At 64.9% G+C, this 26,776-nt stretch carries 22 protein-coding genes; 8 read left to right on the top strand and 14 right to left on the bottom strand.

Annotated features, from left to right (window positions below; genetic code table 11):
• Positions 1-454 precede the first annotated feature (454 nt).
• Positions 455-1,210: an AAA family ATPase gene (locus tag JMJ55_RS25475; RefSeq protein ID WP_202828435.1), complete on the top strand. Its 756-nt coding sequence runs from the start codon at positions 455-457 to the stop codon at positions 1,208-1,210.
• Positions 1,211-2,317: 1,107 nt separating this feature from the next.
• On the opposite strand, the gene JMJ55_RS25470 is transcribed toward JMJ55_RS25475, so the two are convergent.
• The 7 genes from JMJ55_RS25470 to JMJ55_RS25440 form a co-directional block, all read right to left on the bottom strand.
• Entirely contained in the window at positions 2,318-3,223 is a 906-nt protein-coding gene (locus JMJ55_RS25470; RefSeq protein ID WP_202828434.1) for a replication protein RepA, read from the bottom strand.
• Between the two features lie 369 nt (positions 3,224-3,592).
• A complete protein-coding gene (locus JMJ55_RS25465) occupies positions 3,593-4,555 on the bottom strand; it encodes a homocysteine S-methyltransferase family protein (RefSeq protein ID WP_202828433.1) in 963 nt (320 codons plus the stop codon).
• A gap of 1,352 nt (positions 4,556-5,907) precedes the next feature.
• On the bottom strand, positions 5,908-6,657 hold the full coding sequence (locus tag JMJ55_RS25460) for a carbonic anhydrase (RefSeq protein WP_202828432.1): 750 nt from the start codon (positions 6,655-6,657) through the stop codon (positions 5,908-5,910).
• 171 nt (positions 6,658-6,828) lie between these two features.
• Positions 6,829-7,818 carry a Bug family tripartite tricarboxylate transporter substrate binding protein gene (locus JMJ55_RS25455; protein ID WP_202828431.1) on the bottom strand — a complete coding sequence of 330 codons (990 nt, stop codon included), beginning with the start codon at positions 7,816-7,818 and terminating at the stop codon, positions 6,829-6,831.
• A 431-nt stretch (positions 7,819-8,249) separates the two neighbouring features.
• On the bottom strand, positions 8,250-8,768 hold the full coding sequence (locus JMJ55_RS25450; RefSeq protein ID WP_236034047.1) for a tripartite tricarboxylate transporter substrate-binding protein: 519 nt from the start codon (positions 8,766-8,768) through the stop codon (positions 8,250-8,252).
• 60 nt (positions 8,769-8,828) lie between these two features.
• On the bottom strand, positions 8,829-9,848 hold the full coding sequence (locus JMJ55_RS25445) for a hypothetical protein (RefSeq protein WP_202828429.1): 1,020 nt from the start codon (positions 9,846-9,848) through the stop codon (positions 8,829-8,831).
• A 559-nt stretch (positions 9,849-10,407) separates the two neighbouring features.
• The gene (locus JMJ55_RS25440) at positions 10,408-11,205 is read right to left on the bottom strand and encodes a class I SAM-dependent methyltransferase (protein WP_202828428.1); all 798 of its coding nucleotides are present in this window, start codon (positions 11,203-11,205) and stop codon (positions 10,408-10,410) included.
• A 234-nt stretch (positions 11,206-11,439) separates the two neighbouring features.
• Here JMJ55_RS25440 and JMJ55_RS25435 point away from each other — a divergent pair.
• Positions 11,440-12,245 (top strand): IS5 family transposase gene (locus tag JMJ55_RS25435; RefSeq protein WP_202828427.1). Its coding sequence is split into 2 segments (ribosomal slippage): positions 11,440-11,767 and positions 11,767-12,245, totalling 807 coding nucleotides; the frame shifts between segments, so codons are not numbered across the junction.
• A 71-nt stretch (positions 12,246-12,316) separates the two neighbouring features.
• On the opposite strand, the gene JMJ55_RS25430 is transcribed toward JMJ55_RS25435, so the two are convergent.
• The gene (locus JMJ55_RS25430; protein ID WP_202828426.1) at positions 12,317-13,915 is read right to left on the bottom strand and encodes an ABC transporter substrate-binding protein; all 1,599 of its coding nucleotides are present in this window, start codon (positions 13,913-13,915) and stop codon (positions 12,317-12,319) included.
• Between the two features lie 370 nt (positions 13,916-14,285).
• Between JMJ55_RS25430 and JMJ55_RS25425 the strand changes: the two genes are divergently transcribed.
• Complete coding sequence (locus JMJ55_RS25425; protein ID WP_202828425.1) at positions 14,286-14,471, top strand: hypothetical protein; 186 nt, start codon at positions 14,286-14,288, stop codon at positions 14,469-14,471.
• A 368-nt stretch (positions 14,472-14,839) separates the two neighbouring features.
• On the opposite strand, the gene JMJ55_RS25420 is transcribed toward JMJ55_RS25425, so the two are convergent.
• Entirely contained in the window at positions 14,840-15,022 is a 183-nt protein-coding gene (locus JMJ55_RS25420; protein ID WP_202828424.1) for a hypothetical protein, read from the bottom strand.
• 293 nt (positions 15,023-15,315) lie between these two features.
• Here JMJ55_RS25420 and JMJ55_RS25415 point away from each other — a divergent pair, with 293 nt between their 5' ends.
• The 4 genes from JMJ55_RS25415 to JMJ55_RS25400 all read left to right on the top strand — a co-directional run bounded on the left by JMJ55_RS25415 (position 15,316) and on the right by JMJ55_RS25400 (position 20,079).
• Entirely contained in the window at positions 15,316-15,882 is a 567-nt protein-coding gene (locus JMJ55_RS25415) for a DUF697 domain-containing protein (protein WP_202828423.1), read from the top strand.
• A 605-nt stretch (positions 15,883-16,487) separates the two neighbouring features.
• A complete protein-coding gene (locus JMJ55_RS25410; protein WP_202828422.1) occupies positions 16,488-16,835 on the top strand; it encodes a hypothetical protein in 348 nt (115 codons plus the stop codon).
• An 871-nt stretch (positions 16,836-17,706) separates the two neighbouring features.
• Complete coding sequence (locus JMJ55_RS25405) at positions 17,707-18,234, top strand: hypothetical protein (RefSeq protein ID WP_202828421.1); 528 nt, start codon at positions 17,707-17,709, stop codon at positions 18,232-18,234.
• Positions 18,235-19,221: 987 nt separating this feature from the next.
• Positions 19,222-20,079, top strand: coding sequence for a KilA-N domain-containing protein (locus JMJ55_RS25400; RefSeq protein ID WP_202828420.1), 858 nt, complete (start codon positions 19,222-19,224; stop codon positions 20,077-20,079).
• 384 nt (positions 20,080-20,463) lie between these two features.
• Here the strand turns inward: JMJ55_RS25400 and JMJ55_RS32130 are convergent, their stop codons facing one another.
• The 3 genes from JMJ55_RS32130 to JMJ55_RS25385 form a co-directional block, all read right to left on the bottom strand.
• On the bottom strand, positions 20,464-20,730 hold the full coding sequence (locus JMJ55_RS32130) for a DDE-type integrase/transposase/recombinase (protein WP_407927560.1): 267 nt from the start codon (positions 20,728-20,730) through the stop codon (positions 20,464-20,466).
• A 573-nt stretch (positions 20,731-21,303) separates the two neighbouring features.
• On the bottom strand, positions 21,304-22,242 hold the full coding sequence (locus JMJ55_RS25390; protein ID WP_202828418.1) for a hypothetical protein: 939 nt from the start codon (positions 22,240-22,242) through the stop codon (positions 21,304-21,306).
• Positions 22,243-23,118: 876 nt separating this feature from the next.
• Positions 23,119-23,658 (bottom strand): hypothetical protein, encoded by a 540-nt coding sequence (locus JMJ55_RS25385; RefSeq protein WP_202828417.1) that lies wholly within the window; start codon positions 23,656-23,658, stop codon positions 23,119-23,121.
• Between JMJ55_RS25385 and JMJ55_RS25380 the strand changes: the two genes are divergently transcribed.
• Positions 23,657-24,091 carry a hypothetical protein gene (locus JMJ55_RS25380; protein ID WP_202828416.1) on the top strand — a complete coding sequence of 145 codons (435 nt, stop codon included), beginning with the start codon at positions 23,657-23,659 and terminating at the stop codon, positions 24,089-24,091. The two genes, JMJ55_RS25385 and JMJ55_RS25380, sit on opposite strands and share 2 nt — an antisense overlap.
• A gap of 315 nt (positions 24,092-24,406) precedes the next feature.
• On the opposite strand, the gene JMJ55_RS25375 is transcribed toward JMJ55_RS25380, so the two are convergent.
• The gene (locus JMJ55_RS25375) at positions 24,407-26,404 is read right to left on the bottom strand and encodes a RiPP maturation radical SAM C-methyltransferase (protein WP_202828415.1); all 1,998 of its coding nucleotides are present in this window, start codon (positions 26,402-26,404) and stop codon (positions 24,407-24,409) included.
• 41 nt (positions 26,405-26,445) lie between these two features.
• Positions 26,446-26,766: a hypothetical protein gene (locus tag JMJ55_RS25370; RefSeq protein WP_202828414.1), complete on the bottom strand. Its 321-nt coding sequence runs from the start codon at positions 26,764-26,766 to the stop codon at positions 26,446-26,448.
• Positions 26,767-26,776 lie beyond the last annotated feature (10 nt).

Genomic DNA, 26,776 nt, shown 5'->3' with positions numbered 1-26,776 from the left:
CAGGCGGTTTCCAGGGCCCGTCTCTTCAGCGCCCGGGCGACGCGGAGCGCAGCCAATTCCGGTCTTACTCCGGGCACTCTTCGAGCACCCGGAATAGCCTCCCACCGTAGGCATTCAGCACTGCCCGCGGGGAGTCTAGCGGGTTCCGACGGCTCTGCTCGCGGGCGATCTGGCACGCCGAATGGACCGTAACCTGGGGATGCCGAGGTTGCTCACCTCCGTCCCCTGAACGTGGGCGACCCTGGCGCAGGACGCGCCAGATAACCCGAGGAGGGAGACTGGAACGCCTGAATCCTAACCAGCCATCGGCATATCGGTAAGCATGCAGTCGCTGCGCCATATGACATCATGACGAACACTGCCACTCTGTCATATGACACAGTGGCCCATGCGCACGTTGACCGAATGACCTCAGCGCGCTACGACCACAGGACGGATTTATCTGGAGGCCGCCGTGCTTGTTGTCAGCGTGTTGGCCAGAAAAGGGGGCACCGGAAAGTCCACCGCCGTGCGCTGCCTTGCCGTGGAAGCGCTTAAGGCCGGGCGCCGCGTCGTCATCATCGACACCGATCCTCAACCAACCTGCTACCGGTGGGGGCAGAGGCGCGCGACCACAGGCATCCCAGTCCCGCTGGTCGTGGTCCCGGCCCCGGGTGGGCTAGCCGCGCAGATTGAGAGCTATCGAGCCCAGGGCGTCGACCTGATCCTGGTGGACACGCCGCCGACCGCGACGCCCGCGGTGAACGCTGCCCTGGACCATTCCACCGGCGCCCTAGTGGTGACGCGCCCGAACCCTGAAGACCTTGAGTCCGTCCAGGAAAGCCTCCGCGTGGCCAGTGCCCAGAAGCGGCGGACAGGGGTGATCCTGTGGCAATCCCCGCCGGACAAGCGCGTGAAGGCCGTGGCCCTGGCGAGGGAAGCTCTCGAGGCGATGGGGGCGGACGTCTGCCCAACGGCGATCTCTGCCTCGATCAGCTACCCCTACGCCTATGCGGAAGGCCTGACGCCTCAGGAGCGCGAGCCGGAGGGACGAGCCCGCGCCGAGCTGGCGGAGGTCTGGGGGTGGCTGCAGCGGAGTGGCGTCGTAGCCGTTGGGTCATATGACATGAAGACAATACTGCCCTCAGACCCAACGAATAATGCGCCTGTTGATTCGAAGGCCAAGCGGAGTCGCGGCAAGGCAGCCATCAAGACAGAGGTGACGGCATGAGCAAGCGCCCCGGCGCCCCGATCTCCTATGCGGCGTCCTTAATGGTCGAACCGCCCCAGCTTGCGCCAGCGTCACCGGCAGCCTCGCTACCGACTGGCACGCGCAGCCCGGTCGTTGAGGCGGAGGTCATACAAGGAAGGGGTCGTCGCCCGCTGGAGGACGCCGCCGATCCGTCTGTCCTTTACCTACACCCCACGGGGAAGAAGGCACTCCGCCTCTACGCGGTCGAGAGGGGCGTGAAGGTCCACGACCTCTTGCTCGAGGCCGTCGAGACCTGGGCTGCCGAGAAGGGGCTCGCCGGACCCTGGCGGGTTCCGTCTGCGGGTCCGCCCCGGCGCCGCCGCGGGTAGGGCAGAGGCGAGGAGAGCCCCTGTGTCATATGGCGCCATGACCGAATGACCAAAGCGCCTAATGGCCGCTTGGCATCTCGTTCGCGTTAGCCGGTGAAACGGACTGGCCTTGCCTTTCAGTAAGCCGGAAGACGGAGAGATTCTCCGAGCCACAGTCTACCTCGACGTCTGGAAGGCCTCGGGCTTAACCCTCCTCTTCATCTCCGAGGCCACTCCTCGCCTCCACGGTAGCACGAAGACCTAGCCGCCGATCTGCAGTGCGCCCTGGATGTAATTCTTGCGGACCAGCTCAAAGCTGGATGAGGGCAGGGGAGGGGGCAAGGAGGAGTCCCTTGTCCACCACTGTACGCGGACCGCGCGGTAAGGCGTCGGCGCTAACGCCAGCGGCTCCTTGAACTCGGCTGAACAGGCACCACAGGGCGAACCAGCCGATCATCGTTTTGACTTGGAGGGCATGGAGCCAGAACGCCAGTCCAGGTAGATCTCGATCGCCCGGAGGCCGCTCTGGGAAGAGCTCGGCGTCGCCTACCTGGTTTTCGCAAGGGCCAGTTTGAAGCCTGCGGTGGTCCATACGAGAGCATCGTCGTTCGGCCCGAATTGCATTACCGCATTGTCGAGTGCGGTGTTGCACATGTTCGGGGGCGCCACCAGAGTCCAAGTTTGGGAGCGCGCAACCTTGCTTTGCGCCTGAAAAAGGAAACGGCCACCCCCAGGAAGGGAGGGCCGCGGTGGTGTTTAGTTGGACTCTGGTGGCGCCCTACAGCTTGGCGATGGCCGGACGGGAGGGGTGGAGCGTCACGCCAGTCTCACTCACCGTGACTCGCGCCTCCGGATAGGCGGCCAGCGACAGTTGTAAGCTCTCCAGGAACTGGGCACGGAAGGCCCGTAACCGCTTGAAACCCGCCCCGAACTGGCTGTAGAGGGCGGACCAGCTGACATCCGTGTCGCGCTTCAGGGCGTGGAGCCGGTAGGCCAACCAGATATAGACGTCGATCGACATTGATCGCGGGCCGATCGCCTTCAGTGCGCCTTCGCTGACCGGGACCGGGTGCTCGCGCAGCGCCTTGTAGAAAGCCTCATCGAGCCGGACTTTGTCCTGCCAGAGCGAAGGCTGGTCCGGCGAGGTGCTGATCCCCGTCATAGTGATTGCCCCCTCGACGAAGCCTCCGTTCCTGAGCACTTCCTGATCGCCGTTCATGCCGAAGAAGGTCAGACGGCACACTGAGATCCGCTTGGCTTGCTCTTTCACGATCCGGTAGCTGTTGCCGCCGATGGAAAGGCCCATTCGGCCCAGCCAGACCTGCATGGAGCGACCGAGTTCGATCTCCCGACTGCCCGTTTTCACGGCTTCGCTTTGCAGGAACAGCAGGATGAAGCGGGCATAGGACCCGTAGGGTAAGCCGATCGTCTTGCCGAGCCGATCGGTGCCGGACTGTAGTACGAGGGTCAGGTTATGTCCTTCGCGCCGCCAAACCATCTCCTGCTGCTCCTTGTGGGGCAGGGAGGTCAGAGCGAAGCCGGAGTAAGTGAAGCCGATACTCTCGGTCTCTTCCGCGAGCACCTGATAGGCGGCCTCGACCACCGCGCGCTCATGCGCGCTCGCCGCCTGCCGTCGGGCTTCTTCGATACCATGCGTCAGGATCAGCTGGTGGATTTCAGCCATGGCCACAACGTGCCGGGCCGGCGGCGATGAAGCAAGTTGGACTCTGGTGGCGCAAGCTAATCGAGAACTATTAGAACTTAGCTATTAGTATGTGCCACCAGACTCCAAGGGATAACAGGGGTTTGCGCCACCAGAGTCCAGTAACTCCGCCACTAGAGTCCAAGGGATAACTGGCCGACCTGTGGACAGCCGTCCCCGGTCCGCCCGCGAATCGGACGGAGGCGGCAGTTTGCTCTCGCTCCCGGATTCGCTGTCGTGTCAGGAATCGTCATGGCACACTCGCCCAGGCTTGCAGGGCTCAAATTCCTGCGGAATGCGAGATAAAGGCCTTATTTTAATCAACATTACGCACCGCCAGTGGTTTAGTCCTCACGGCGCGGCGGTGCACGCGTCGCAGATGCGCTCGATGTGGCGGTGATCCGTACCGCAGCATCCGCCCAGAACGGTAAGCTGCCGATGGCGCCGCCGCAGATTGGCGTATTGAGCCCCCAGGTCGACGGGATCGCCGTCATCGAGGTCTGTCGCTTGGTCGAGCTCCGCGTGGCTGCGTTGAGAGGCATTGGCGCGGAGCCCACGCAGCCGCCCAACCCAAGGCGCACCCTCGCCGGCGAACAGGTGCGCGAAGTGCGTCGGGTGCGCACAGTTAATCATGTAGTAGGCGGGCGCGGCGTCGGTGGCCGCGTCCACCGTGGCGATGGCCTCGCCCAGGGCCTCACCCGTTGGTAGCCGACCGTCCGTCTCCACAGTGAAGGAGATCGCCACCGGCATCCCCGCTGCCCAGGCAGCGCGCGCGACGCCGATCGCTTCGTTCGAGTTCGTCATGGTGATGGCAGTCACCATGTCCGCCGCCGTTTGGGCAAAGATTCCAATCTGCCAAGCGTGATAAGCCTCCGCCTCCTCCAGGGACATCAGCACGCCGGGGTCGTAGCCGTCGCCGCGCGGACCGATGCAGCCGCTGATCACCATCGGCGAGCGTGCCGTCTCCTGCGCGTCGCGCACGGTCTCCATCAGAGAGATCGCCGCGCGGTTCGCTTCCGCGAGCGACGCTACGGAATAGCCGACCTTCTGCCCCCAATCAGGGTTAGCGCGCCAAGTTGGGCTTTCCAGGACAAAGCCCACCCTCCTCGTTCGGGCGATCGCGGCGTGGCGGGAGAAATAGCGGTTGAGCGCTGCCCGGCCGCCCTCGTCCTTCAGCAGGTCGAAAGCGGCGAAGCAGGGAAGGTCGAGCTGGTCCTGGAAGATTAGCGTGGTCTCGATGCCGCCGTCGGTCAGGAACAGGCCGCCAGCGTTTTCTAGCTGCGGCAGGTGGTCGCGGTACCTGGGCGTGCTCATTGCCGTGCCTCCTTGGATGCGGATGCTGCGGCGTACCGGCAGCCTCTCCGTGTAGCGGACCGGCAGGATGGCCGGGAGCAGAAATGCGCATGGTGTCGTTGCTAAACTGCCAGAGCGACGACCGCAAAATGCCGCTAGTCTGGTAATACGCCGGAGTGGTTAGAAGCAGTTGCATACAGAAGCTGCAACTTGCAGTGGTCCGTGGCGCTGCTTCTAGGAATTCCGCCCATATGTTATAGCGACGATGGGGGCAAGCCTTGTACTCCGGCCATTTTGCGGAGACAGTCACCCTCGATAATGGATGCCTATGTCAGAAAAAGATCAAGTTTTCCCTCGCCACTCCAGGCGGGGCGTGTCTGCTAGCGAAAAGCGGCACATCGTCACCGCGCCGAGGAGGAAGGGCTCGGTGACGACAGCCGGTCGGGTCGTAGAGGTCGTGCAGCTTGCACGCGGTCCATCGAGGCCGATTGAGGACCCTCCGCGTCCGGCGTCGTGGGAGGCCTGTGCGGAGGCATGGCCCGACGGGTTTCCTACGAGGGCACCTCTGCCTGGCACACAGCAGACAGCGCCTTCCACGGGGCCCGAACCGTTGCCCCCGATCACCCATGTTATGCCGATGTGGGAGCCATCGGCGCAGCAGCCAACGTCAGCGGAAGCGATGTTGGCTGCGATCCCAAGCGTCACCCCTGCCGCCGAGATTTCTGAACCGCGCTGCACAAAGCCAGGTCTGCCGAAGGTGACGCGGCGCTTTGCGGATCCCTTCGCCGAGGATGATGACCGCGCCAACTGCATCCGCTGCGGATACTTGGTCGAGCAGAAGCGGGAAGCGCGCGGTCTGACGACATGCTCGCAGTGCGGCTGACGGCTGCCTATGGCTGTATCAATGTGGATGGTAATGGTTTCAGCCAATGCATGCCGTGCACGGTAACTGCCATTACCACACATGGACGGCAGCGCTTGATGCCAAAGCTACTTGAGATAGCAGCCCCTTCGTCACCTGCCACTTTTGCCCTGAAGTGTAGAATCGCGGTGGTCACCTCTGGCGAGGTGCGAGGCGCCTACCGGCCAGCTTCCACTGGCTGTAGCTCGGGCATCCTGACCTGCAAAACCCTTTCCTCGACATGGTGCGCCATGGCCAAAGGCTCGGGGCACGCCAGCCCCTGGTGGTGTTCGGCGTCGGACCAGCACTTGATGGCGTAGTTTGGCCGGAAGCCGCCCGGCAGCTTTCGAGCCGGTGCCTTCGAGAAGCGGACCCATGACGGTCCGCCGAATTACGCCAACCAACCCTGTCAGGGCTAGGGTTCGCGGCCCCCGGCAGGCAAGCCCGCCGGGGGCGTCCGATCGTCTGAAGCTCAGATGTCCTCGAACCATTCCACGTTGCCGTCAGCGAGCCTATAGCGGGCAGCGACGATCTTCAGCTTGTTCGCTCGTACCGCCTCCTGTGCGATTGGGCTCTGTGACTTGAGCCGGGCGACGACCCGCCGCGAGTTGGCTACGACGGCGTCGTTCAGCACGATCTCGCCAGAGGGGCGCCGGACGGAGAGGACGGCGGGGATGATCGGCTGGATCATCTCCCCGATCATACTGGGGAAGGTGGCATTGCTCTGCACGACGTCAACTGCCGCGGCAACGGCACCACAGCTCTCATGGCCGAGCACCACGATGAGAGGACAGCCGAGCACGCCGACGCCGTACTCAATGCTGCCCAGTGCTGCTGTGTCGACAGTGTTCCCGGCATTGCGCACGATGAAGAGCTCGCCCAGGCCGCGGCCGAAGAGCAGTTCGGGCGGCACGCGGCTGTCGGAGCAGCCGACCAGGGCACAGAACGGGGCTTGGCCGCGGGCCAGTTCAACCCGCCGCTCCCGGCCCTGGACCGCGTTGTAGGGTGCTTCCGTGCGGAACTGATCGTTGCCCTCCTTGAGCCGGGCGAGGGCCTCATCGGGGGAGAGGGTGGTCTTTGGGACAGGGTCGGCCGCAAAGGTGGAGCGGCCGGACAACGCCGCAGCGGCCAGAAGGCCTGCCGCCATACCCCCGAGGGCGCGACGGCCCGAGGAGCGCGGGTAGAGAAAGCCGCCGCAGCAGCGGCAGGGATCGATGTGCATCACGATTCCTCCTTGTTTGTCGTGGCCGCCAAGGCGGCGGCGAATCGTATGCGCCCGCGGCAAAGATTTCCTCTGCTTCGTAGTTTCGATCCATCCAGGCGGCACAACGACCTCGGCAACTCAGGTCGTGAGTTTAAGAAGGCTGGGATCGTGCCGAGTGAAGGCATTCGCTTACTCCACCCGCGCGCCGCTTGCCCGGATCAGCGGCGCCAGCCGAGCTTCCTCGCTAGCGCGGAAAGCGGCGATCTCCTCCGGCGTTGTCCACCAGGATTTGGCGCCGAGTTCTTGAAAGCTGCGGATTAGGTCGGGGCTCTCCAGTGCCTGTTTTGCAAATGCCGAGTGGCGCTCCACCACTGGCCCCGGGACGCCAGCAGGGCCGCAGACCGCACCCCAAGAGGTGATCTCGAAGCCCGGCAGGAATTCCGACATGGTCGGTAGTTCTGGCGCTGCGGAGCTGCGCTGCGGGCCAGTGACAGCCAGCGCCCGTATCCGACCCTCGCGCGCGGTCGGCAGAAGACCCGGGATGTTGTCCATGATCAGGTGCACCCGCCCGGCCAGCAGGTCGAGGAGCGCTGGTGCGCCACCACGATAGGGTACATGCAGAATGTCCGAGCCGACCATCTGCTTCAGTAGTTCGCCCGAGAGATGTGGCGTGGTGCCGATGCCGGAGGAGCCATAGGCGTACTTACCGGGATTTGCCTTCAGCAGAGCGATCAGCTCTGGCACGCTGCGTGCCGGCAAGTCGTTATTGACTACCAGCAAGTTGGGCAGTTGCCAGAGGCCCGAGATAAAGGTGAAGTCTTGCGCCGCGTTAAACGGCAGGCTGGCATAGAGCGTTGGCGCAATAGCGTGCGCAGCGATGCTGCCCAACCCAACTGTGTATCCGTCAGGTCGGGACTTCGCGATCGCGTCGACTCCAACATTGCCGCCGGAGCCTGAGCGATTCTCCACCACGAATTGCTGGCCGGTGATCTCGCTCATCTTAGCGCAGTAAAGCCGCGACAGCGTGTCGGTCGCGCCACCTGGTGGGAAAATGTTTATATAACGCACTGATTGGTTGGGCCAATCCGTCCCCGCCTGTGCGCGCCCCTGTGTGGGCAGGCCGACAATCGAAGCAGCGAGCCCGCCAGTAATCACGCCCAATGTGGAGCGGCGCGACATGCATCCTGATCCGGGCTTTGAAATGGTGTGGCCCTGCGGTCTTCTCATGTGATGGCCCTCCCGCGTACAGCTGTTGCTGGCCTAGTTTCTGCTTGGCACGGCCGATGTGAACCGAAGCACTGACCGAACAGCTGGCAGCATACAATTATAACGAAGCGGATGAAGTACATTCGAAACAAGGCTGCGCACAGATCGGAGGAGTTCGAGGCCGCCTCACATTGCGCCCGGCTTTCGGCACCGTCCGTCGGTAGCCAGCGCCTACCCATCACCGCTCGCATTCCGAGCGCCTATGGACATGGCTATGGCCGCCTATCGGCCACGAGCCTCGGCCAGATGGTCGAAGTTGTGCGTGTAGGTGCCCAGCCCTTGGGTTTGCGATCGCAACTCGATGATAAGCTCGTCGAGGTCGCCAACCGGTAAACGCTTGCACCTCATCCCAGCCGCTTCTGCTGGGCTTGCCCGCAAAGCCAAGGATCTGGCCCCAGCGGCCCGATAGTAGCCGCTGGACATTGGCGGTGAATGTCGCTGGCGCGGTCGCGGGTCAACAACGCGCCGAATGCCGCGGCCCCGGCGGGCTGCGAGAGCACGCCCTGAGCAGCAAACCTCGCGGGCAGGTCGGTCTCGGCCATGACCGCCGCGACCGCGGCGTCCAGCCGTGCCACAACTTGGCTTGGCGTGCTCGCCGGCGCCGCGATGCCGATGAAGCCGGACGCCTCCAGCCCTTCGAGCCCCGGCGCCTCCGCGACAGTGGGCAGGTCGGGATGCGTGGGCAGACGTTCGGCATGCAGCGTCGCGAGCGCGCGCAGGCGCCCAGCCTCGATGCTGGGGCCGAAGCTGACCAGTGTCGATGCCGATCTGCAGCCGGCCGCCGAGCAGTTCGCGGTTGACCTCCGACCCGCCCCGGAATGGAACATGAGTGATGTCGAGTCCGCCGCCGCGCAGCTTTGCATGGTGTTCACCGGGTCGGCACCGGCCTCTCCAGTTTGATGTCCCACACTCCCCAGGCTGCGCTAGAGAAACCACTGACCGGTTGCAGCGAAGTTGGCCTCGACCTGAGCCGCTATGGCGTCCCAGTCCACGACTGGCTGAATAGGAGCCGGCACACTGACGTCGTCGGGGACAAACCACTTCCCGGTGGCAGCAAAGTTGGCCTCCACCAGCGCTGCCAAGGCGTCCCAGTCTACGACCGGCCGGTTAGGTGCTGGCGGTGTGACAGCCGTTGGGGTAGCCAGAAAGGCGAAGCCACCCGAGGCCCCTCCTGAACCATTATTGCCGACGATATCACCAGCATCGTTGATGCCGTGGAGGCTCCAGTTGGGCGCCTGGTTGGTCGGCTGAGGTGGCCCAAACAAGGTGATCTGGCTGTCGTCATAGACGAAGCCCGCCCCGGCACGTTGTGCAGGAGCAAGCGAGCCAACCACTTGACCCTCATCGTTAACGTCGTCAGGCCGGATAAAGAAAGAGGAGAAGGGATTGTCCAGGGTGGTGAGATGGTCGCCCTCGAGCACGAAGCCCTCGTTACCGCTCACGCCGACTATCACACCATGATTGTTGATGCCCTGCGGCACCAAGAAGGCGTCGGGGTGGTCAGGCACCGTGATCCGGGTAAAGGCGCCGTTATCGAAAATGAAGCCGCCCGATGGCGCATCAGCACTGCTAGCTGAAGCAAAGCCAACGATCTGCCCGCGATCGTTGATACCGGTGAGCTCGGTAGAGCTGGCCCCGGGTATATCTAAGGTGGTGAAGGTGCCGTGGCTGTAAAGAAAGCCGTGCAGCGCGATGTCGGGGCTAAGATAGTAGCCGACGATATCGCCGGCGTCGTTGACGCTGGTTGCGACGGTGCCGTTGGCACCGGGCACATCTAAGATGGTCACGTCCCCACCGCGAAGCAGGAAGCCATGCTCCCCGCTAGCGTCGTCGATATGGCCGACGATGTCGCCGTGGTTGTTGATGTCCGCGAGCTGGGGCACCACCCCGATGCCGGGCAAGGTGATGGGGTTGAACGTGTAGGCAGATTGGTCGATGGCCATAGCGGCACCCTCCCACTTGGGGCTACCGCTCGGGGCATTAAGTGCTCGCGTCTTCGTTGTGCGGCATAACGCCCACAAGTCAGCAGATACCGCGAGAGAGCTTAGCATAGATCCAAGCCGACAAAACACCTGCCTTTGCACACCAGATGCGCAACCGATTATCCGCTCCCGCTGAAACAGCAGCGTGAGCATTTTCCAAGTAGACGCGCCTTTCGTGTGCGCCGGATCAAGTATGGCAGCTTTACCCGTTACAAGCGGGACTTGTCACATGTGATCAAGCTCAAGCGGCGGAGCTCTGCCGCTGCATCCGACCTCCGGCAAACCCTGCCGTCGCTCCTCGGAACGGCTGAGGTGGGCCGAAAGCGGACTGTCTGCTTTTGGGCGTGGCATCCGGGAAAGCAGACATCATGCGGCGGGCCACGCTCGGCGGCTCTCGATCCGAAGCGGCCTTTCTTTGGTTCGGACCAAGTAGCCGCCACTAGCTAGGCTCCATGCGCTCTGCCGGCCGTGCCAAGAGCCGGCAGTCAGCATTGGCACTCAAGCTCGGACAGGCCCTAGGCTATCTCCGGCCGCTTACAAACATGATTTCTACGGGCACCTCTACAGGGCCACCTGAAGGGTCGCCACCTAGCTCTCGGCGCACATCCTCTCGAACCAGCCGGCGCACCTCCTCTGGAAGGGCGGCATATTCTGTCCCACCCACCCCTACGCCGCTATCAAACGGTTCGAAGTAGACATCGAATGAGGAAAAGCGGTAGCTGCGGGTCTCCTTGGTGATCTCCACATCCTGAAAGCCTACGGCCTCGAACAGGCGTCGCAGGTGGTCGGGGTCACCGAGTGAGTAATAACGCCCAGCAGCCTCCGCCATCGAGGGCACATGGCGGCCCATAGCGACATTCACGCGGCTGGAAAACGAGCGGTCATAGGTGGTGTTAACTGAAGCAGCAGCCCATCCACCGCTTCGCAGTACGCGGTAGAACTCGGCAACACCCCGTGCTTGGTCAGCGAACAGCATCAGAGCCATGGCACAGATGACTGCATCGAAACTCTGATCTGGCAGGGTGAGCGCTTGGCCGTCCTCAAGGGCGAACGTGACGTTGCCTACTTTGCGCAGACGCTCGCGTGCGCGATCCAGCATCGGGCCGGAAATGTCGGCAGCGACCACATGGCCCGAGGAGCCGACCACCTCGGCCGCTATTTCGGCAGCGATGCCGGTACCGGTGGCGACATCAAGGACCCGCATACCGCGGGCAAGCCGGGCGGCTGTCACGAGCCTTGGAACGAACTCCCGCGAGACGGGACCAAAAACCCGATCATATCCGCTAGCGCCCGCGTTGTAGGAATTCTGCAATGACATGATGCCTCCCTTCGAACCGGTAGCCTTGTGAATAGAGCGATCGATTCACCTGTAGTTGCGCGCTGAAAAACTTGAGAAGATCTGCGCAACGCCCTTCTACGACGGCATGCGTAGGTTCGGATCGACGTCTTTATACGGACTGCTCCTGGAGCATTTGTTGCACGATTGGCAGACATCACTTCCGCCCAGGCTAAAAGCATCTAACAAAACTGGGTCTGGCGGGTTCTCGGTGGCATGAGCAGGCCCCTTGTCTCTGATGCGCTGTGGGCGGTGGTGGAGCCGCTGCTGCCGCCTGAGCCGCCGAAGCCGAAGGGCGGTCGGCCTCGCCTGTCCGACCGCGCGGCCCTGACCGGCATCCTCTTCGTCCTACAGTCGGGCATCCCGTGGGAGATGCTGCCCCAGGAGATGGGCTGCGGGTCTGGCATGACGTGCTGGCGCCGGCTGCGTGACTGGCAGGAGGCTGGGGTGTGGGACCGCCTCCAGCGTGCAGTCCTCGACCGCTTGGGGCGGCGCAACGCCATCGACTTTCGGCGCGCCGCCCTCGACAGCGCGTCGGTTGCGGCAAAAAGGGGGGCGCGCAGACGGGGCCGAACCCGACCGACCGGGGCAAGCCGGGCTCGAAGCGCCACATCCTCACGGACGCCAACGGCATCCCGCTCGCGGTTCGGGTGACGGGCGCAAACGTGCATGACAGCAGGATGCTGGAGGAACTGGTCGATGCTGTGCCGCCGATCCGGCAGTCCTGGGGCAGGCCTCGCAGGCGTCCCAGCAAGCTGCACGCCGACAAGGCCTACGATCACCGCCGCTGCCGCCGGGCCCTGACCCGCCGCCACATCCAGCCCCGCATCGCACGTCGTGGCATCGAGAGCAGCGCCAAGCTAGGCCGGCACCGGTGGGTCGTTGAGCGCACCCTGGCCTGGTTCAGCCAGTTTCGGCGGCTAGCGATCCGCTACGAGCGCCGCGCCGACATCCACTCCGCCTTCCTCACCCTCGCCTCAGCCATCATCGCCTGGCGATTCGTCCAACGGTGGTTCTGTTAGGCGCTCTTAGCTGCTTTGGCGTGCGCGCCGGGCGGTATGAGCCGATCAACGGCCCGGGCACGAGCCCGGCGTCACGTGCGGCGGATGCCCCAGAAGATCGGGAAACCAGACACCCGCCCGACGAGGTCGCGCCGCAACGCAGTATTCTGCCAGTAAGCGCCGAGCGGCACGAAGGGCAGGTCCTCCATCGCCGCGTCCTGCATCTGCCGGGCGACGCGCTCCTGCTCCAGGGTGTCAGGTGCCTCGAGCCAAGCCTCGCGCAGCGCCTCGATCCGCGGGCTGGTGGGCCAGCCCGGCCAAGCGGCGAGGCCGTTGCCGCGCAGCGCTGCATGGCTCGCCGGGTCGGCCATCTCGAAGCCGGGCGTGACGGTGCAGAAGGCGGACCAGCCGCCGCGCTCGAGCGGCTCCCGGCTCGTGCGCCGCCGGATCCAGCTCGCCGTGTCCGACACCACGAGGTCCAGGTTCAACCCCAGGCGGCGGAACAGGTCCGCCGCCACCTGCGTGGCCGCGGCCGCCCCCAGCCCCTCCGTGGTGCCGATCAGCCGCACGGGGCGGCCGTCGTAGCCCGCCTCGCGCAGCAGCCGCTTCGCCTCGCCCAGGTCGCGCGTACCCTTCAGCGGCGCAAGCCCGGCGTCGCTCGCATATGGGGTGCCGGGCGGGAAGACGCCTGCGCCGTCGCGCCACATCCCCGGGTCGGAGCCGACGATCGCGGTCATGAAGTCGGCCTGGGCGACGGCCGGTAGCAGCGCCCGGCGCGCGCGCGCGTCGTCGAAGGGCGCGTGCAGGTGGTTGAAGCGCAGCAGGCCGAGGTAAGGCAGACGGTCCACCCGTTCGACCCGCAGCGCCGGGTGCCGCCGCAGCCGCTCGGCTACCTCGGGCGAGGGACTCTCATACCAATCCACCTCTCCCGCCTGGAGGGCGGCCGCAGCCGTAGCGGCGTCGGGGAGGATGCGCCACTCGACGCGGTCGAGGTGCGTGACCTTCGGGCCGGCCGTGAGGCTCGTGGCGGCGCCGGGCGGCGCCGGCACGTAGGTGGAGTTTCGCTCGTAGACGACAAGGCTGCCTGTGACGAACTCGTCCGGCCTGAAGCGGAATGGCCCGGAGCCCACGACCTCCGTCACCTGCCGGAAAGGGTCGGTGCGTGCGTGGCGCTCGGCCATGATGAAGGGCACGGGCGAGGCCACAGAGCCGAGGGCGGTGATCAGGTGCGGGAACGGCCGCTTGAGACGGAAAACCAGACGTCGATCGTCCGGCGCCTCCAGCGCGTCTAGGCGTTCCCCGAGCGTCTGCCCAACCGGGCTCCGTCTCATCCAGCGCTGGAGGCTGGCGACGCAGTCGCGCGCAAGCACTGGCTCGCCGTCGTGGAAGCGCAACCCCTCCCGCAGGGCTACGGTACAGACCGTCCCGCCCTCCTCGAGAGTGTGGCCCTCAGCCATCTGTGGGTGGGCGCGGAGGTCGGCGTCGGTGCCGTAAAGCGTGTCGTAGACCAGAAAGCCATGGGTGCGGCTGATAAGTTGCGTGCTCCAGATCGGGTCGAGATTTGCCAAGTTGGCGTGTGGCACGAAGCGCAAGATACGCGCTGTGGCGCTCGGCTGGGCCACTGTAGGGCGCGAGAGCGTGCACGCCACGGCACCCGTCGCGGCGGCGCGCAGAAGGTCACGCCTGTCCATCGTATTTCTCCGGGTCCGGATTGGTCGCCGGGCGTCAGGGAGTGGGGCCCGCGTCTCCGCTTCGCCTACGCGCTACTCGGTCGGGCCGGGAATGCGCCCCGGCCAGGCCGGGCGCCGCAGATGTACCCTAACCTTTTGCGAAACCAAGTGAGAGCACGATCAGGATACCGATGTCCCAAGGGCCTCCGTAGCGACACGCCGCGATGAGATCCACGCTCTCTGCAGAATCGCTCTTGGACCGCACACTGTCGATGCTGAAGGTTTCTGGCGAGTAGCGACAAACCTCTGCCGGACGAATGCATTTGCCTAACTGGAAGGATCGCCCGCCCGCCCAGGCGGGAGATACAGGCTAACAATGAAAATTCGCGGGATGCTCAGCACCAACGCAGAAGCGGTCAAAGCTGCCAAGTTGTGGTGGGACCTCAGCCTTGTGCCCACTGTGACCGTGCTTGATCTGCTCGAACCGGCTGCCGCCCGACGTGATCAACAACCATCCCACATGGCACTCGCAATCTTCAAACAGGCTCATCCATCCGATGTCGCCAGCGCGCGTTAGGCACTTAGCGTGTAGCGCAGGCGCAAGCGCATTCACCACCGTGCCCGAAGTTGCGGTAAGAGCCCGAGATCTACCCTATTTGCAACAATGGCCTTTAGGCCCACCAATTCTCCAACACAAGCAACCAGCCGATAAGGGCTCACCACTTTCGTTCTCGGCACCCTCGGCCGCTTCCTGCCGTTTGGCATGTCCCGACGGTATGTCCGCTTCAAAGCAGCCGGCACTGGGGCTGAAGGACCGCGATGGGCGCCAAGCTGCCGGTTTCGACGGAGCATAAATGGCCTCTCGACCGTGCTTGCGGTAACGCTGGCATCGCCGGACTGCATGCCCGTTACCAGCCGCTCTGCAAAACCGTCGCTCAAGCTTGGCTACAGGAGCGTGGTCTGCGGCCGCGACGGACCGGTGGCGGGTTTGCGCCGTGGCGGCAGGGCAGGGGGCAAGGCTACGGGACGGCTGGCGCCGTCGCCAGGCCCGGCATAGCCGTCATCGGCGATCAGCCGCAGCTGGACCCCGGCACCGGCCGCCACCGCGGCGGGCAGCTCCAGCGGCACCGGCCAGAAGCACTCGACCCGGTCCTCACCGCCAGGCGGAAGGCCAGCCCCTCGGCCTCGGCTTCGCCCAGCGCCAGGGAGAGCTGCTGCACCTCGACCTCCTGGCGCTTGAGGGTGCGCTCGGTCGGCTCCTCGGCGGCGCCGCGCTGGCCATGGCCAGCGCATCGCGCCGGGCATTGGCCAGCATCCGGGCGCAGACCCGCAGCCGCTCCTCGGTCAGCGCGGGATGGAAGTCCCAGGGCAGGCGCGACGGGGAGGGGGGCAGGGGAGGCGAGGGCGGTCCGGCGGGATCCATGACGGCAGCATATCATGTCGCCCAGCCACAACCGCAGCTCGGCCGCCACAATGTTCGTGTCAGCGCGCTGACTGAATGGCTTGGCCGACCGCATCCCCACCGCGCCAAGCGCGCGGGCGGCGGTCATCGCCGCGGTCGACATCCCGCACCTTCGAGCGGCCTGCGTCGCCATCTCGCCAAACCGCTGCGCCAGGCCACACGGCAGGCGGGTAACCGGGCGGCACTGGAAAGCGGGGTGGTGGTGGCGATCAGCCCCTTACCGGCTTTGGACGGGGTGCTGGCCGCGCTGCGAAGTGTGTCGCTGCTTCGCAAGGTTGCGGCCATTCACGGCATGCGCCCGGGTGCCGCGGTGACGTTGGCCCTGCTGCGGCGCGTTGCCTGGACGGCGGCAGGGGCGTCGAGGATGGAGCTGCTGGGCCAGACCCTGGCCGATGGAGCCCTGTCCCACCTGCCGGGGCTCAAGCAACTCGGGGCCGCCTTGCCCGGTGCCGGGCTCTCTGCCTTCCGCCTGCGGCGCCTGGCCGAGGTCGCCGCCCTGGCATGCTCCCCGATTGAGCGACCCTGAACGGCTGTGCCGGGCCAAATCATCGCTTCGTGCCCAGGGGATGTGTCGTGGCCGGGCTCTACAGCTCGGGCTGTCTGCCTGGACGCCCGATGGAACCAACAGTCTCTGCCCCGGCACTGTCATGGCCGATTCAAATTTTCAAATATCGGCTCCGGACGCTGTTCCGACGGGCAACGGGATCGGACCGTATTCCGTGTCTGTCGGGGAATGCTGGAAGCGTGGACAGATTGCCCCTTCGGCTCCATGTCCCAGACGTCGGATAAGGGTTCGCACCCGAAGCGCGAACCCTGGCGTACGAACCGAGGGATGCGAACCCCGGGAGAGGGCAAACCCGAGGGTGCGCACCCACGGTGCGAACCCTGGGTGCGAACCAGCAAACCCCAGGAAAACGGCCGCCTTCCGGCGGCCTCCCCCGGTTCGCACCTTGGGGGTTCGCACCCCAGGGTTCGCACCCTGTGACTCATGCGCGCACCCGCACGCGCACGCGAGAGAGCGTCGGTATCGGGTGCCCTGTTGATGGCGGCTGATGGCCGGGGAGAGCAGCAGTCGATCGTGCCTCCGGACGTGGTGTAGAGAGGCGCCACCGGCACCTGAAAGAACCTGGCATGACCAAGCCTGTCGTCCAGACAATTCGGGCGCTCTCCGTCCGGGTGCTGCCGGGCAAGCGGCGCAACCCCACGGCTATCGTGCGCGTAAGGGTCGGCCCGCTCACTGTATCTGTGGCGGTGGCGCTGCTGCGGAAGTCTGGACTCACTGCCCGCTTGCCGATGGACGACGACGGGAGGCCGGCGATCGAGGCTCGTCCCGAGGTTTGGACTGCCATTCAGAAGGTGGCCTTCGAGGCCGTCATCCACGATCCAGCGGCAAGCGAGCATCTTTTCGGGCCCGAACTGCGCCACCTTGATCGCTCCGTGGAGGGGCAACTCCAAGAGGTCGGAGCATCCCTCCCATAGCTCGGCCGAGATGCCCACCGCCGGCCTCGGAGCTGCTTCTGTCCGACCGACGACGATGACCGACCAGGAAGCCACTACGGCCCTCAGCGGTGCTGCTGGTCAGGCATCGGAACCGCTCCCTTCGACCTTCTGGATGACGCTGTGGATCTGCATTCGGACGGGGTAGATCCGCCTTGGGCGACCGCTGGCCTGGGATGCGTCCGCACGGAAACCACGTGAGAGTTTGAGAGCGGTCGTCGTGGCGCAGCGACGGGCGGTTCGTGGGTCCTCAAGGTCCGGATGACCCCCAAGGGGAAACCAAGACCTGGATACGCCGGAGCATGGCACCTGCAGGCCCCTTCTGGTGCGCACCCAGATCCGAACCCACGGTCCGAACTTTGGGGATCCGAACTTTGAGGGTCTGAACTTTGAGGGTCTGAACTTTGAGGGTCTGAACTTTGGGGGTCTGAACTTTGGGGGTCCGAACCCCCGAAAAGAGGGGGGTTCGAACCCCCCTTAAAAGGTTCGAACCGCCCTCTCTTTGGGGAGTGCGAACCAGCCTGCAGTCGGGACATCAGCCAGAACCGGCGTTCTCCCCATAGCCACCGCCACCTGAACCTCGAAGTTCGGACCGAAAGTTCGGGTGCCTGGCCTCGCGCGCACGCACGCGCGTGCGAAGGGCGCCGCTGCCTTGTATGCCCCGCTTGTGTGGAAGACCGATGACCTTGAGAACCAACCAAGATGGCGGGAGCGGTCCCGTAGCCCGGGCTCAATCAGGGCTCCAGCCACCCTCGCTTCGGTGGGTTGGCCGGCCGGTGCCTGCCGATCGGGTAAGCGCCATGATGCTGTCTTCCTTGAGCGCCAAGCCGATCGCCTCTGCGATCCACTCCAGGTGGTCGGCAGCCCGCTCAGTCCAGGCATTGGCGGCGAGGTGGCCTCGGTGGACCCTGACAAGTCTACGCACTACCAGGACGAGGTGCGGCAACCACCTGATCTCCTGGCAGCCGAAGCCACCGAGCACCGCCTAGCCCTCACCGCCAAGGTGTCCGGCGCAGCGCTGACCCTGGGCCTGGAGTTGACCGAGAGCATCGGGGCGGAGAATGCGCTGGAGCGCAACCTGGCACACCAGATCGCGGTGATGCACGCGCTCGGAATGACCTTGGCCGCCCAGGCGAACAGCTTCACTGCTGGCATCCAATCCTTTGCCCCGGAGCCCCGGCAGCAGGTCCAGAGCATCGAGGCCGCCCGGATGGCGCGGGCTGCGGCACGGACCCTGGAGGCGTCTCAGCGCGGCATGCTGACCTTGGAGAGGCTGCGGAACGGCGGCCAGCAAGTGGTGACGGTCCAGTATGTGAACGTCCAGGAGGGTGGGGCGGCTGTGGTTGCGGGGCGCATGGACCGGGGGGAGGGTCGAAAATGAGCGACCCTCTCGCGTCCCCGACGAAGCCCCGACCCGGCGCACGGACACCCGAAGGGTTGGAGCGGTGCCGCCGGGCGACCTGGAAGCATGGGGGCAGGAGCGCCGAGGTCATTGCCGGCCAGCGGCTCCGGGGCGAAGCGAGCCGTGCCGCCGCCAGGTTGCACAGCCTGATCCAGCAGGCGGAGGCGCTGCTGGACACCCCGGTCGGTCGCTGATGCTGGGCTCGCCCAGCCGCGCGAGGCCTGGACCCTTTGGCGCATCCGCACCCTTGTCCTCGAGTGGGAAGGGGCGTGGATGATCGGACACCCGATCGGCGGTCGAATGCTGAAATTCAAAAATGCTGAGCTGCCATGTTGTTCTATTATTGAAATCAAATATTTGAATCACCATGTCCCTCACACCTGAGGCGCGCCTCATCGGGCATCGTCGCTCTCCCTCTGCACCGCGGCTCGGTCTTGCCCTGAGGGGTAAGCCCGACCTGGCTGGGGATCGGCCATCCTAAGCTAGCAGCGATGCTGCCCTTGTGCCGTCCTGCCACGCTGCTTACGGGGGACGAGGGAGGGCCGCCGGCCTCTCGTCATCCATCGTCATCCACCCAGTCGGGCGGAGCCCCGCAGCGCCCTACCTGGCGCTGCGGGGCTCCGGCACCGCGCATCCGGCAGTGAGCCGGCCGCTTCTGCAAACCCTTTCCCTGCCAGCGGTGGCACGGGACTGGCGATGACGGGGACCTACCCGGCGCTGCCCAGGGTTGCTCCAAGCAGAATACGTCGGCCTGCCGCGCCGGCACCACGGCTGGCCAGCGCTTCCCCAAGCTGGCCCGTGCGAGCCCGGGCCCAGACAGGCCCGGACGCTGCCCCAGCAGCGTCGGGGTGGCGGTCCACGCACTGCTATCCAGCCCGCCTGGCCCATCCCTCCAGCCCGTCTCGGCAGCTCCGAGCCGACCGTCGCGGCCCCTTGAGCAAGGCCGAAACACCGCTGGAGATCACCATGACCCCAACCAGCATCCTCAGCTACCAGGGCAGGCCCATCCGCCTCCGCGGCACCATGCTGAACCTGACCGACATGTGGCGGGCAGCAGGCAGCCCGGAGTACCGGCGCCCGATCCACTGGCTGGTGCTCGATGAGACCACGCGCTTTCGCACCCATGCCCAGGCGCACTGGACCGACCCCGAGGGGGAGGCCCGCCAAAATATCATTCAGGATGATATTATCCGTCTCGACCCTGACGGCTTCGTTGCCACCACCCGCGGCCGTCACGGCGGCACCTGGGCGCACTGGCAGCTGGCCCTGTCCTATGCCCGCTACCTCTCGCCCGAATTCCACCTCTGGTGCAACGCCGTCGTCCGTGCCGCCCTCGCGTGGCACGACGACCGGGCCGCGGCGGATCCCGATCCGCTGCGGCGGCACCTTGCCCAGCAGTTCCGCGACCTGCATGCCCGGCTCGATACCCTCGAGCGGCATGCGGCGGACCTGATGTTCCTGCAGCTCTCCGCGCAGGAGCTGGTGCTGGGGAACCGGCTGGAGTTCACCGGGCTGGGGCGGAGCGTCATCGTCAAGGCGGTAGCGGCCGAGCCCTTCGGCGGCCAGTGCCCCTGCTGCCTGCGCGAACGCGTCCTCACCGAGGCCGGCCGGGTGGTGTCGGGCGCCGAGTTCGACCACTTCTTCCATCGGAGCCTGAACAAGCCCGAGCATGGGTGGTTGATCTGCGCCGCCTGCCACGCCGAGCTGACCCATGGCGGCTACCTGGTCCGCTTCATGCGGGTGCCCGAGTTCCGCGCCTTCCAGAGCGTCGTGCTTGAGCACCGCCGCCGGGAGCGGACCGCCGCCGGCGAACCGGCAGCCTAGCCGCCAGCCGCTCGTCTGCAGCGGCAAAACAGCAAAAGCCCCATGGCCTCAAACTGAGGCCATGGGGCTTTTCGCGTTTAAACTCGTCTCGCCCTTGTCAATGCCACCACCCTCATCCCTTGCGATTCAGTCATCCCGCATATGTCCGCGTATGCTATCTCGGACCCGGCGCATTTCGCGGATCAGGCGCCCTCCTACCAGCTCGGAGTAAGACTGACTCCCGTTTGCTTTTCCGACGCGGTGGCTGGCTGATTCGACCAGCCCGGTGCTGCTTCGCACGGGAGGACAGCATGTGCGCTGCAGTGGCGGTGCCGAGGAGCAGACTTACGCCAGTATAACTCCGCTTGACTGTGCCAGCCTTTAGGCAAGTTGGAATTAGAGCGCCTAACAGAAGCACCGTTGGACGGAGCGCCAAGCGATGATGGCGGAGGCGAGGGTCAGGAAGGCGGAGTGGATGTCGGCACGCCGCGAGCGGAAGAACGCCTGGGCGGCCGCCATGTCGCGGTGCTCGCTCAGCATGGTGTCGGCAAGGTTGCCGCCGCAGTCAATGACGCGATACAGATACGCCCAGCGCCCACGAACCCTCAAATATGTCTCGTCGACATGCCAGTGCCGGCCGCGGGCACCACTCTTGCTTGCCGAAGTCGACAGAGTTCGTCAGGCGATAGCGCAGCCGCCACAGCACCACGAGAGCGATGCCGTCGGATGGATACTGGGCATGGTTCAGCAACCGCCGCTGCGCTCGACGAACTGCTTGCCGTGGTCTCGGCAGCGGAACCGGCGGTAGCCCCGGGCGGCACGCTCCGGTCGCTCTATCACAGTGGCGGAGCCGCAGGCCATGCACTGCATCACCACTTCCCGCTCCGCTGGCCTCGGAGCCTACAGCCCCGCTCCAGCCGGCGAAACGGCTTCGCTGGCGCGAACCCTGACAAAACTCTCGGGACCGACCCGGGCAAAAACAGTTGCAGCGTGATGTGCCGCAGCCTCCGCGCCGAGGCGCCTTCCTCAACAGCCCGGACCAAACGCTTGGACTGGTCTTGCGACAAAGGTGCCGTCATCATCAGCCTTGCTGCTTCAACAGCAACGTCGAACCGAAGCCTGCAAGGCTGTGCAAGCCTGAAGTGCTCGAGCCCGTCGTCCGAGAGGCAGCACAGCGGGACCTGACGTGTGGTGATAACGCGGATGGAGCTGACTTTATTTGCTCCCCGTCTTGGGAACAACTCCTCAGAGCGGGAATGGCGGTTCGAACCAATAATAGAGCGTCTGCATCGTGACATGCGGTCCGTCCGGCATCCCGATAGTGCATTGATCTTCACAGGTCCGAATAGCTTTTTCCCGAGTAAGGCCCGGCGGAAGGATGGCCACGTAAGCCGATTCCACTTGGCGAGAAGTGACGGCACCTATCACAGCCGCCGGTGATGCAGCGGAAATTCGAATCACGACCAAAGCTCCGCCCCTAGTGATCAGAGCCTCTCCAATGTCTCCGGACAGACGGGCCAACTCGCGCTTGACCGCAGTTCTGACTGAGAAGTCATTCAGGCTTTGAGCGACGGTAGTGCTCGCATAGGCCAGGGCATCCACCCGACCCCGCCGGATGTTATGAGCATCCGCACCGTCCGATCCATTCTGACCCATCGCAGGAATGGTCTCGCTGTTGAAGTAGATGCGCGAGGACGCATTGGGAACCTTCGGAGCGGTCGTCATGTCGATGAACGTCAGTCCCTTGGCGCGAAGCGCGGCGGTGATACCAGAAGAGTTTCCGCCAAAGTTAGTTATTGCAATGCGGACGTTGCGAGGTGGAGCAATCCCGGCCGTGGTAAGAGATGCCTTGGTCTTGCCGAGCAGATCGAGGATTTGTATGCGGCGGGGAATGTCCCGTGCGGACCTCAAGCGTGCGATCAGTCCGTCGAGGTTCCTGGCTAAGTTGGCCGATGGATCTACAGCGGTAGCGGAGCGCACATCGCGGTTGGAAGCGAACGCCTTGTTGTCGTAGATGATGAGGTCATTGGTCTTTGCATTGAAGGCGACGCCATCGAAGCCGACCGCATTGGCCGCGTGCCCAGCGCTCCCACCCGGCCCCTCGACTAGGAAGTAGCCCTGAGCTCCGAAGAAGAAGCCGGCTCCCTGCTCGCCGAAGTTCCCCTTGTCCAGATGTGCTGCCATGTCACGCTCCTCTGCCTCTTGCCGTAATCAGACCTCGCCACAAATAGCCGTGCACTGAGCGAATCTAGTCCGTGCGCTGCGGGATGAGTTGAGGATGCTGACAGCCAGGAGCGCGCACTGGTCTGCCTGGTGGCCCCAGCTTCATCCTTTTATCTTTGGCGACAACAGAGCTTGCGCGACCACCATCGCGCGCGCTGTGATCTCACGCACATTGCGGCCATCTCCGCCCACTGCTTTGGTAGTTTGAGGACGGTGTATTCGCTTAGGGTGTGGGCGGCGCGCCCAACTACAGGTGCGCCGCTCTACACGGCCGCGCGAAACGATCTTCATTAGGTAGTGCGCCAGCGTGCCTGCTGCGGGGATCGATGGTCGATCCCGGACGGCACGGTCGATGAGAACGACTTTGGTCTCGGTGAGAGCATGCAAACTCTTGGGAGCAGGGCCCCCGGTCGCCGCTCCGGTAAGCTCTCGGCCCGCAGGAGCTAGAGAGCGGGGCCGGTGCCGAAGCTGGTGTGGCGGGTGAAGTTGGTAGCGGAACTGGAGCCCGGGGAGACAACGGAGACCGAGGTTGCCCGGATCGAGCGCGACGAAGAAGCGGGCTTGGTTGACCTCGGGCTGCGACGGAGGAGCCGAAGCGGATCATCGCGGCGGTGCAGGCCGAGGTGGTGGCGGCACAGGTGACCGCAGTAGGCGAGCGCCGCCGGCGGTGTGCCGCCCGCGAGCAGCTGCTGGCCAGCAAGGGCTATTTCTGAGCGACTTTTCGCGCGCTGTCTGGCTAGGTGCCAGTCCAGGTGCGGCGGCTGTTGGTATGGCTCGGGCGAGCCGAAGAGCTTCGCTGCCCTGGACCAGCTGCGGCACCGTTGCGCCCGAACCCGCCTATGTCGCGGCCCGATATGCGGCGCTGGCGCCATTCAGCAAGGTCGCCGCGCTCTTGTTTGAGCTGCTTCCGGTCGGCGGGGCGGCGAATGCGGGCACAGTGCGGAACTGGACGCGGCGGGTCGGCGATGAGGTTGTGCAGCCGCCCCAGTCTGCGGCCGCGATCCGGCCTGAGGCACGGGCGGCCGGGCCCGTCATGTCGGGCTGGATGGCGGCTACGTGCGCAACCGACATCCCGAGGAGGAGCGCCACTTCGAGGTGGTCGCGGGCAAGGTCATCAGTGCCGCTGGCGTCCAGCACCGCTTCGCCTTTGTCTGGGATGGTCAAGCGGCTTCGGCCGAGGCCCTCCGGCAGTCGCTTGCAGCACTGGGCGTAACGACAGACACACCTGCGACCGTGCTGTACGACGGTGATGCCATGCTGTGGCGGCTGCAGCGTGAAGTGTTGCCCGGTGCCAAACTCGTACTGGACTGGTGGCACGCCGCCGTGCGGTTTGAGCACGCGCTTCAGGCGGCCCGCAGCCCTCGCCGGCCACGCCATGCGCGACCTGGAAGGCGCGAAGTGGCGCATGTGGCACGGGCGCTGGGCGGGATGTCGGGACAGGCTCACCGCCCTTCTCTGCTGGACCAAGCGGAAGGACGTGTACGAGGCCGCTGGGAATGACCGTTTCCAGCGACACGCCACGGGCGTGCTGGGCTACATCGAACGCAACGCGGGAGCGCTGGTGCCTTACCCCGCCCGGTGTCGGCGCGGTCAGCCAATCTCGACCGCGTTCGTGGAGAACGCGATGAACGAGATCGTGGCCAAGCGGATAAACAAGGCACAGCAGATGCGCTGGAACCGAGCGACGGTGCAGCCCTTCCAGGAAGTCCGCACGACGGTTCTGAACGATACGCTCGAAAATGCCTTCCGGCAGTGCTATCCGAACTTCCGTCTTGATCAAGGCAGGCAGATGGTGGCAAGGGCGACCTGACGTCCCGCACGATTTTGCTCGCTCTCACACCTGATGTGGTCGCGGCCTTCTTCCAATCATCCTGCTACGAGCTTCTCGACTTTCGCGTCGGCGTGGCACGCGACGATCGGCAGCATGAGGCCGATAGGATCATTGCGCTCGAACTTAAAACGCTACACAATTAGCTATCGCTAGATGGTCACATGAAGCCCGCGGTCCAGGGCCGCAGCAAGGACGGTGCCGTTATCAGTGCGCATATAGATGGGGGGGTACAGCGCCAGCCCTCGTCGAGGTGGAGGACCAAGTTCGCGCGGCTCGCGCGAGTGAAACCGTTATTCACCAACAGGCGGCGGTGCCTCTCCCCATATCGCTGCTCGTGGCGGGGGCGGTTGGCGGTGGATGATCTATGGTGCGATCACCTGTGATCTCGCTCCAAGTAGGTGCCCTGCGCCACCCGGGTTGTCGTAGCGGCAGCGCAAGGAACTCCGTTCCCTCTCTAACCACGAGGCCTAGCTCAACCAACCGATCAAGCGCCTTAGACAGCGCCTCCTCTGGAAAGTCGACACCGAGCTTAGCCTTGGTAAAGTTCCAAGAAGTGATCTGCCAGCAGAGGCGGAGTAGCTCCGCCTCTGGCCCTTCAAATCGCCGGGCCGATCGCGGCCAGCCCCATCGCTCCTCGAAAACCGTGACGCCTTCCCCGTCGTCACGGCAGTAAAGGGCGCTGTCCCGGAAGTGATCGGCCCACTGCCGCAGCTCCGCTCGCATCGGTGCGACGATCCGTTCCACTTCGGCAAGCGCGTCAGACCGCATGTGGAAATGGTAAGCGAGATTCCGCACCGATGCCTCCCCGAAGGGGTGGATAAAGCGGTATGCTGGGGCTGGGTCGAGCCGCACCCCGAAATCCTCCGAGCGCTGAAAATATGGGCTGAACCGGTCAGCGAGCACCCGGCCCGAGCTCGCCGGCGGCTGCAGATGGCGTAGCTTTGGCATGAGCTGCGCGGTCCTCACATAGGAATCCGGGTTCTCGCCGGGGAATCCGTATAGGAGGTTCCAAGCGACCGAAAGGCCGCTCTCGGCCGCGAGCTTGAGGAGCTGCACGTTCTGCAACATCGTACAGCCCTTCTGCATGAGCGCGAGCAGCTCCGTATCAAGCGCCTCTATGCCGGGCTGAATCCGTTTGACGCCGGCCCGCGACAGCAGTGCGAGCTGGTCGGGGCGAAGATTAGCCTTCATCTGCCAGAACATCCGGATGGACGGTCCCTCGGTGGCCAGCCGCGGTAGGAATTCGCGGAAGTAGGCGAGGTCGAGGATGGCGTCGGCGCTGGCCACCTCACACCCGTGCTGCTGGACGAGGTGTTTCAGCTCGTCATAGGCGCGGTGCTGCGACTTGCTGCGGTACGACATCATCCGGCCGTTCAGGCCACAAAAGGTGCAGTGGTGCTTTGCGCCCCACCAGCAGCCCCGCGCCGTCTCGAACATCAGCACCGAGGGGTGGAGCGAGCAAACGGGCGAGGCCCGCCGCCGCTCATAAAAATCTGAGAAGTCAGGGTAGGGGAGCCGGTCCAGCTCCTCTACCTGATCGACCGCGTGGGTCGGAACTCGCGTGCCCCTGTTTTCATCGCGGAACACAAAGCCCGGGAGATCCGTGGCCGTCTCTCCAGCGAGATGGCGGCGGACGAGCTCGGGAAAGGTTCTGTCGCCCTCGCCAAGGCAGACGGCATCGATGAAGGGATAACGGCGGTGCAGCTCGACGCCCATCTCGCCCTGACAGTTCGCCCCGCCGAACACGACGAGAATATGCGGGAAGCGGGCCTTCACGCGCTTTGCGAAGGCTAGGGAGGCCATGTTCTGTTGGAAGGATGTAGAGATACCCAGGATGCCGCAGCTCCGCCAGTCCACGCTGCCGACGCACCGCTCAATGAAGTTGGCGGCACCCTGCCGCGCAGCGAGGAGCGCTACGAGCCGCGATGCGACCTGGCGCCTTGGGCACTTCGGCAGGAAGACTTCGGTGAAGTAGCGCGCATCGTCCAGCCCGCCCCCCGTCGAGGTGAGATCACCGCCATGCAGCGCCCGGGCGAACACCCATTCGCCGACTAGTGCGGTGTAATACCGCATGTCGCTTAGGCACGCGAAAACCTCCGCTCCCACCTCGTCGAGGTAGTCGAGCGAGAAGTAGTGGACATCGCAGCGGCGGCCGATCCGCTCGATAGCCGGCTTGAGAAGGCCAAGGGCGAGGCTGGGGTATTTCGGGGAGGACAGCGGCAAGGAGGCGAGGACCACGCCAAGCCCACCTCCGGTCGGTCCACTAACCGCCATGGCGCCCTTCAAGGTCATACGTCGCTCTCCTGCCGCTGGCCTCGTCCCCGGTGCCGGGCTCAGCCCTCGCCTTCGGCCTCCGCCTCTCCCTCGGCCTCGGCCTCGGCCTCAGCCTCCGCCTCCGCCTCCCCTTCCGGGTCGGAGGTGATCTTGCTGCGGATCTCCTCTTCAAAATTGTGCTCCTCCAGCCTCTTAAAAAAATCGAGCCATCTCTCTTCGGGATTAAGTCCGAGCTCCTCCAGGGTCTTGTCAGGCGATTCCCGGAGCCTCTTCTGAAAGTCGTGGGACTGCTTGGCGCGCACCAGGATCTGGGCGAGCACATGCTCGTCGATCCTCAGGCCTTCTCCCGCCGCTTGCCGTGCCTCATCCTTGTCCTGCATTCCTCGGGCT

The sequence above is a fragment of the Belnapia mucosa genome (genome assembly GCF_016775475.1).
Taxonomy (GTDB): Bacteria; Pseudomonadota; Alphaproteobacteria; order Acetobacterales; family Acetobacteraceae; genus Belnapia; species Belnapia mucosa.
The sequence above is the reverse complement of the archived record's forward strand: the minus strand, read 5'-3'. Positions and strand labels throughout refer to the sequence as shown.

Excerpts from the sequence above, each read along its gene's own strand:
- JMJ55_RS25470 (WP_202828434.1), bottom strand. The coding sequence starts at position 3,223 with ATGGCTGAAATCCACCAGCTGATCCTGACGCATGGTATCGAAGAAGCC.
- JMJ55_RS25465 (WP_202828433.1), bottom strand. The coding sequence starts at position 4,555 with ATGAGCACGCCCAGGTACCGCGACCACCTGCCGCAGCTAGAAAACGCT.
- JMJ55_RS25460 (WP_202828432.1), bottom strand. The coding sequence starts at position 6,657 with ATGCACATCGATCCCTGCCGCTGCTGCGGCGGCTTTCTCTACCCGCGC.
- JMJ55_RS25455 (WP_202828431.1), bottom strand. The coding sequence starts at position 7,818 with ATGTCGCGCCGCTCCACATTGGGCGTGATTACTGGCGGGCTCGCTGCT.
- JMJ55_RS25450 (WP_236034047.1), bottom strand. The coding sequence starts at position 8,768 with ATGCAAAGCTGCGCGGCGGCGGACTCGACATCACTCATGTTCCATTCC.
- JMJ55_RS25445 (WP_202828429.1), bottom strand. The coding sequence starts at position 9,848 with ATGGCCATCGACCAATCTGCCTACACGTTCAACCCCATCACCTTGCCC.
- JMJ55_RS25440 (WP_202828428.1), bottom strand. The coding sequence starts at position 11,205 with ATGTCATTGCAGAATTCCTACAACGCGGGCGCTAGCGGATATGATCGG.
- JMJ55_RS25430 (WP_202828426.1), bottom strand. The coding sequence starts at position 13,915 with ATGGACAGGCGTGACCTTCTGCGCGCCGCCGCGACGGGTGCCGTGGCG.
- JMJ55_RS25425 (WP_202828425.1), top strand. The coding sequence starts at position 14,286 with ATGCTCAGCACCAACGCAGAAGCGGTCAAAGCTGCCAAGTTGTGGTGG.
- JMJ55_RS25415 (WP_202828423.1), top strand. The coding sequence starts at position 15,316 with ATGACGGCAGCATATCATGTCGCCCAGCCACAACCGCAGCTCGGCCGC.
- JMJ55_RS25410 (WP_202828422.1), top strand. The coding sequence starts at position 16,488 with ATGACCAAGCCTGTCGTCCAGACAATTCGGGCGCTCTCCGTCCGGGTG.
- JMJ55_RS25400 (WP_202828420.1), top strand. The coding sequence starts at position 19,222 with ATGACCCCAACCAGCATCCTCAGCTACCAGGGCAGGCCCATCCGCCTC.
- JMJ55_RS25390 (WP_202828418.1), bottom strand. The coding sequence starts at position 22,242 with ATGGCAGCACATCTGGACAAGGGGAACTTCGGCGAGCAGGGAGCCGGC.
- JMJ55_RS25380 (WP_202828416.1), top strand. The coding sequence starts at position 23,657 with ATGCGCGACCTGGAAGGCGCGAAGTGGCGCATGTGGCACGGGCGCTGG.
- JMJ55_RS25385 (WP_202828417.1), bottom strand. The coding sequence starts at position 23,658 with ATGGCGTGGCCGGCGAGGGCTGCGGGCCGCCTGAAGCGCGTGCTCAAA.
- JMJ55_RS25375 (WP_202828415.1), bottom strand. The coding sequence starts at position 26,404 with ATGACCTTGAAGGGCGCCATGGCGGTTAGTGGACCGACCGGAGGTGGG.
- JMJ55_RS25370 (WP_202828414.1), bottom strand. The coding sequence starts at position 26,766 with ATGCAGGACAAGGATGAGGCACGGCAAGCGGCGGGAGAAGGCCTGAGG.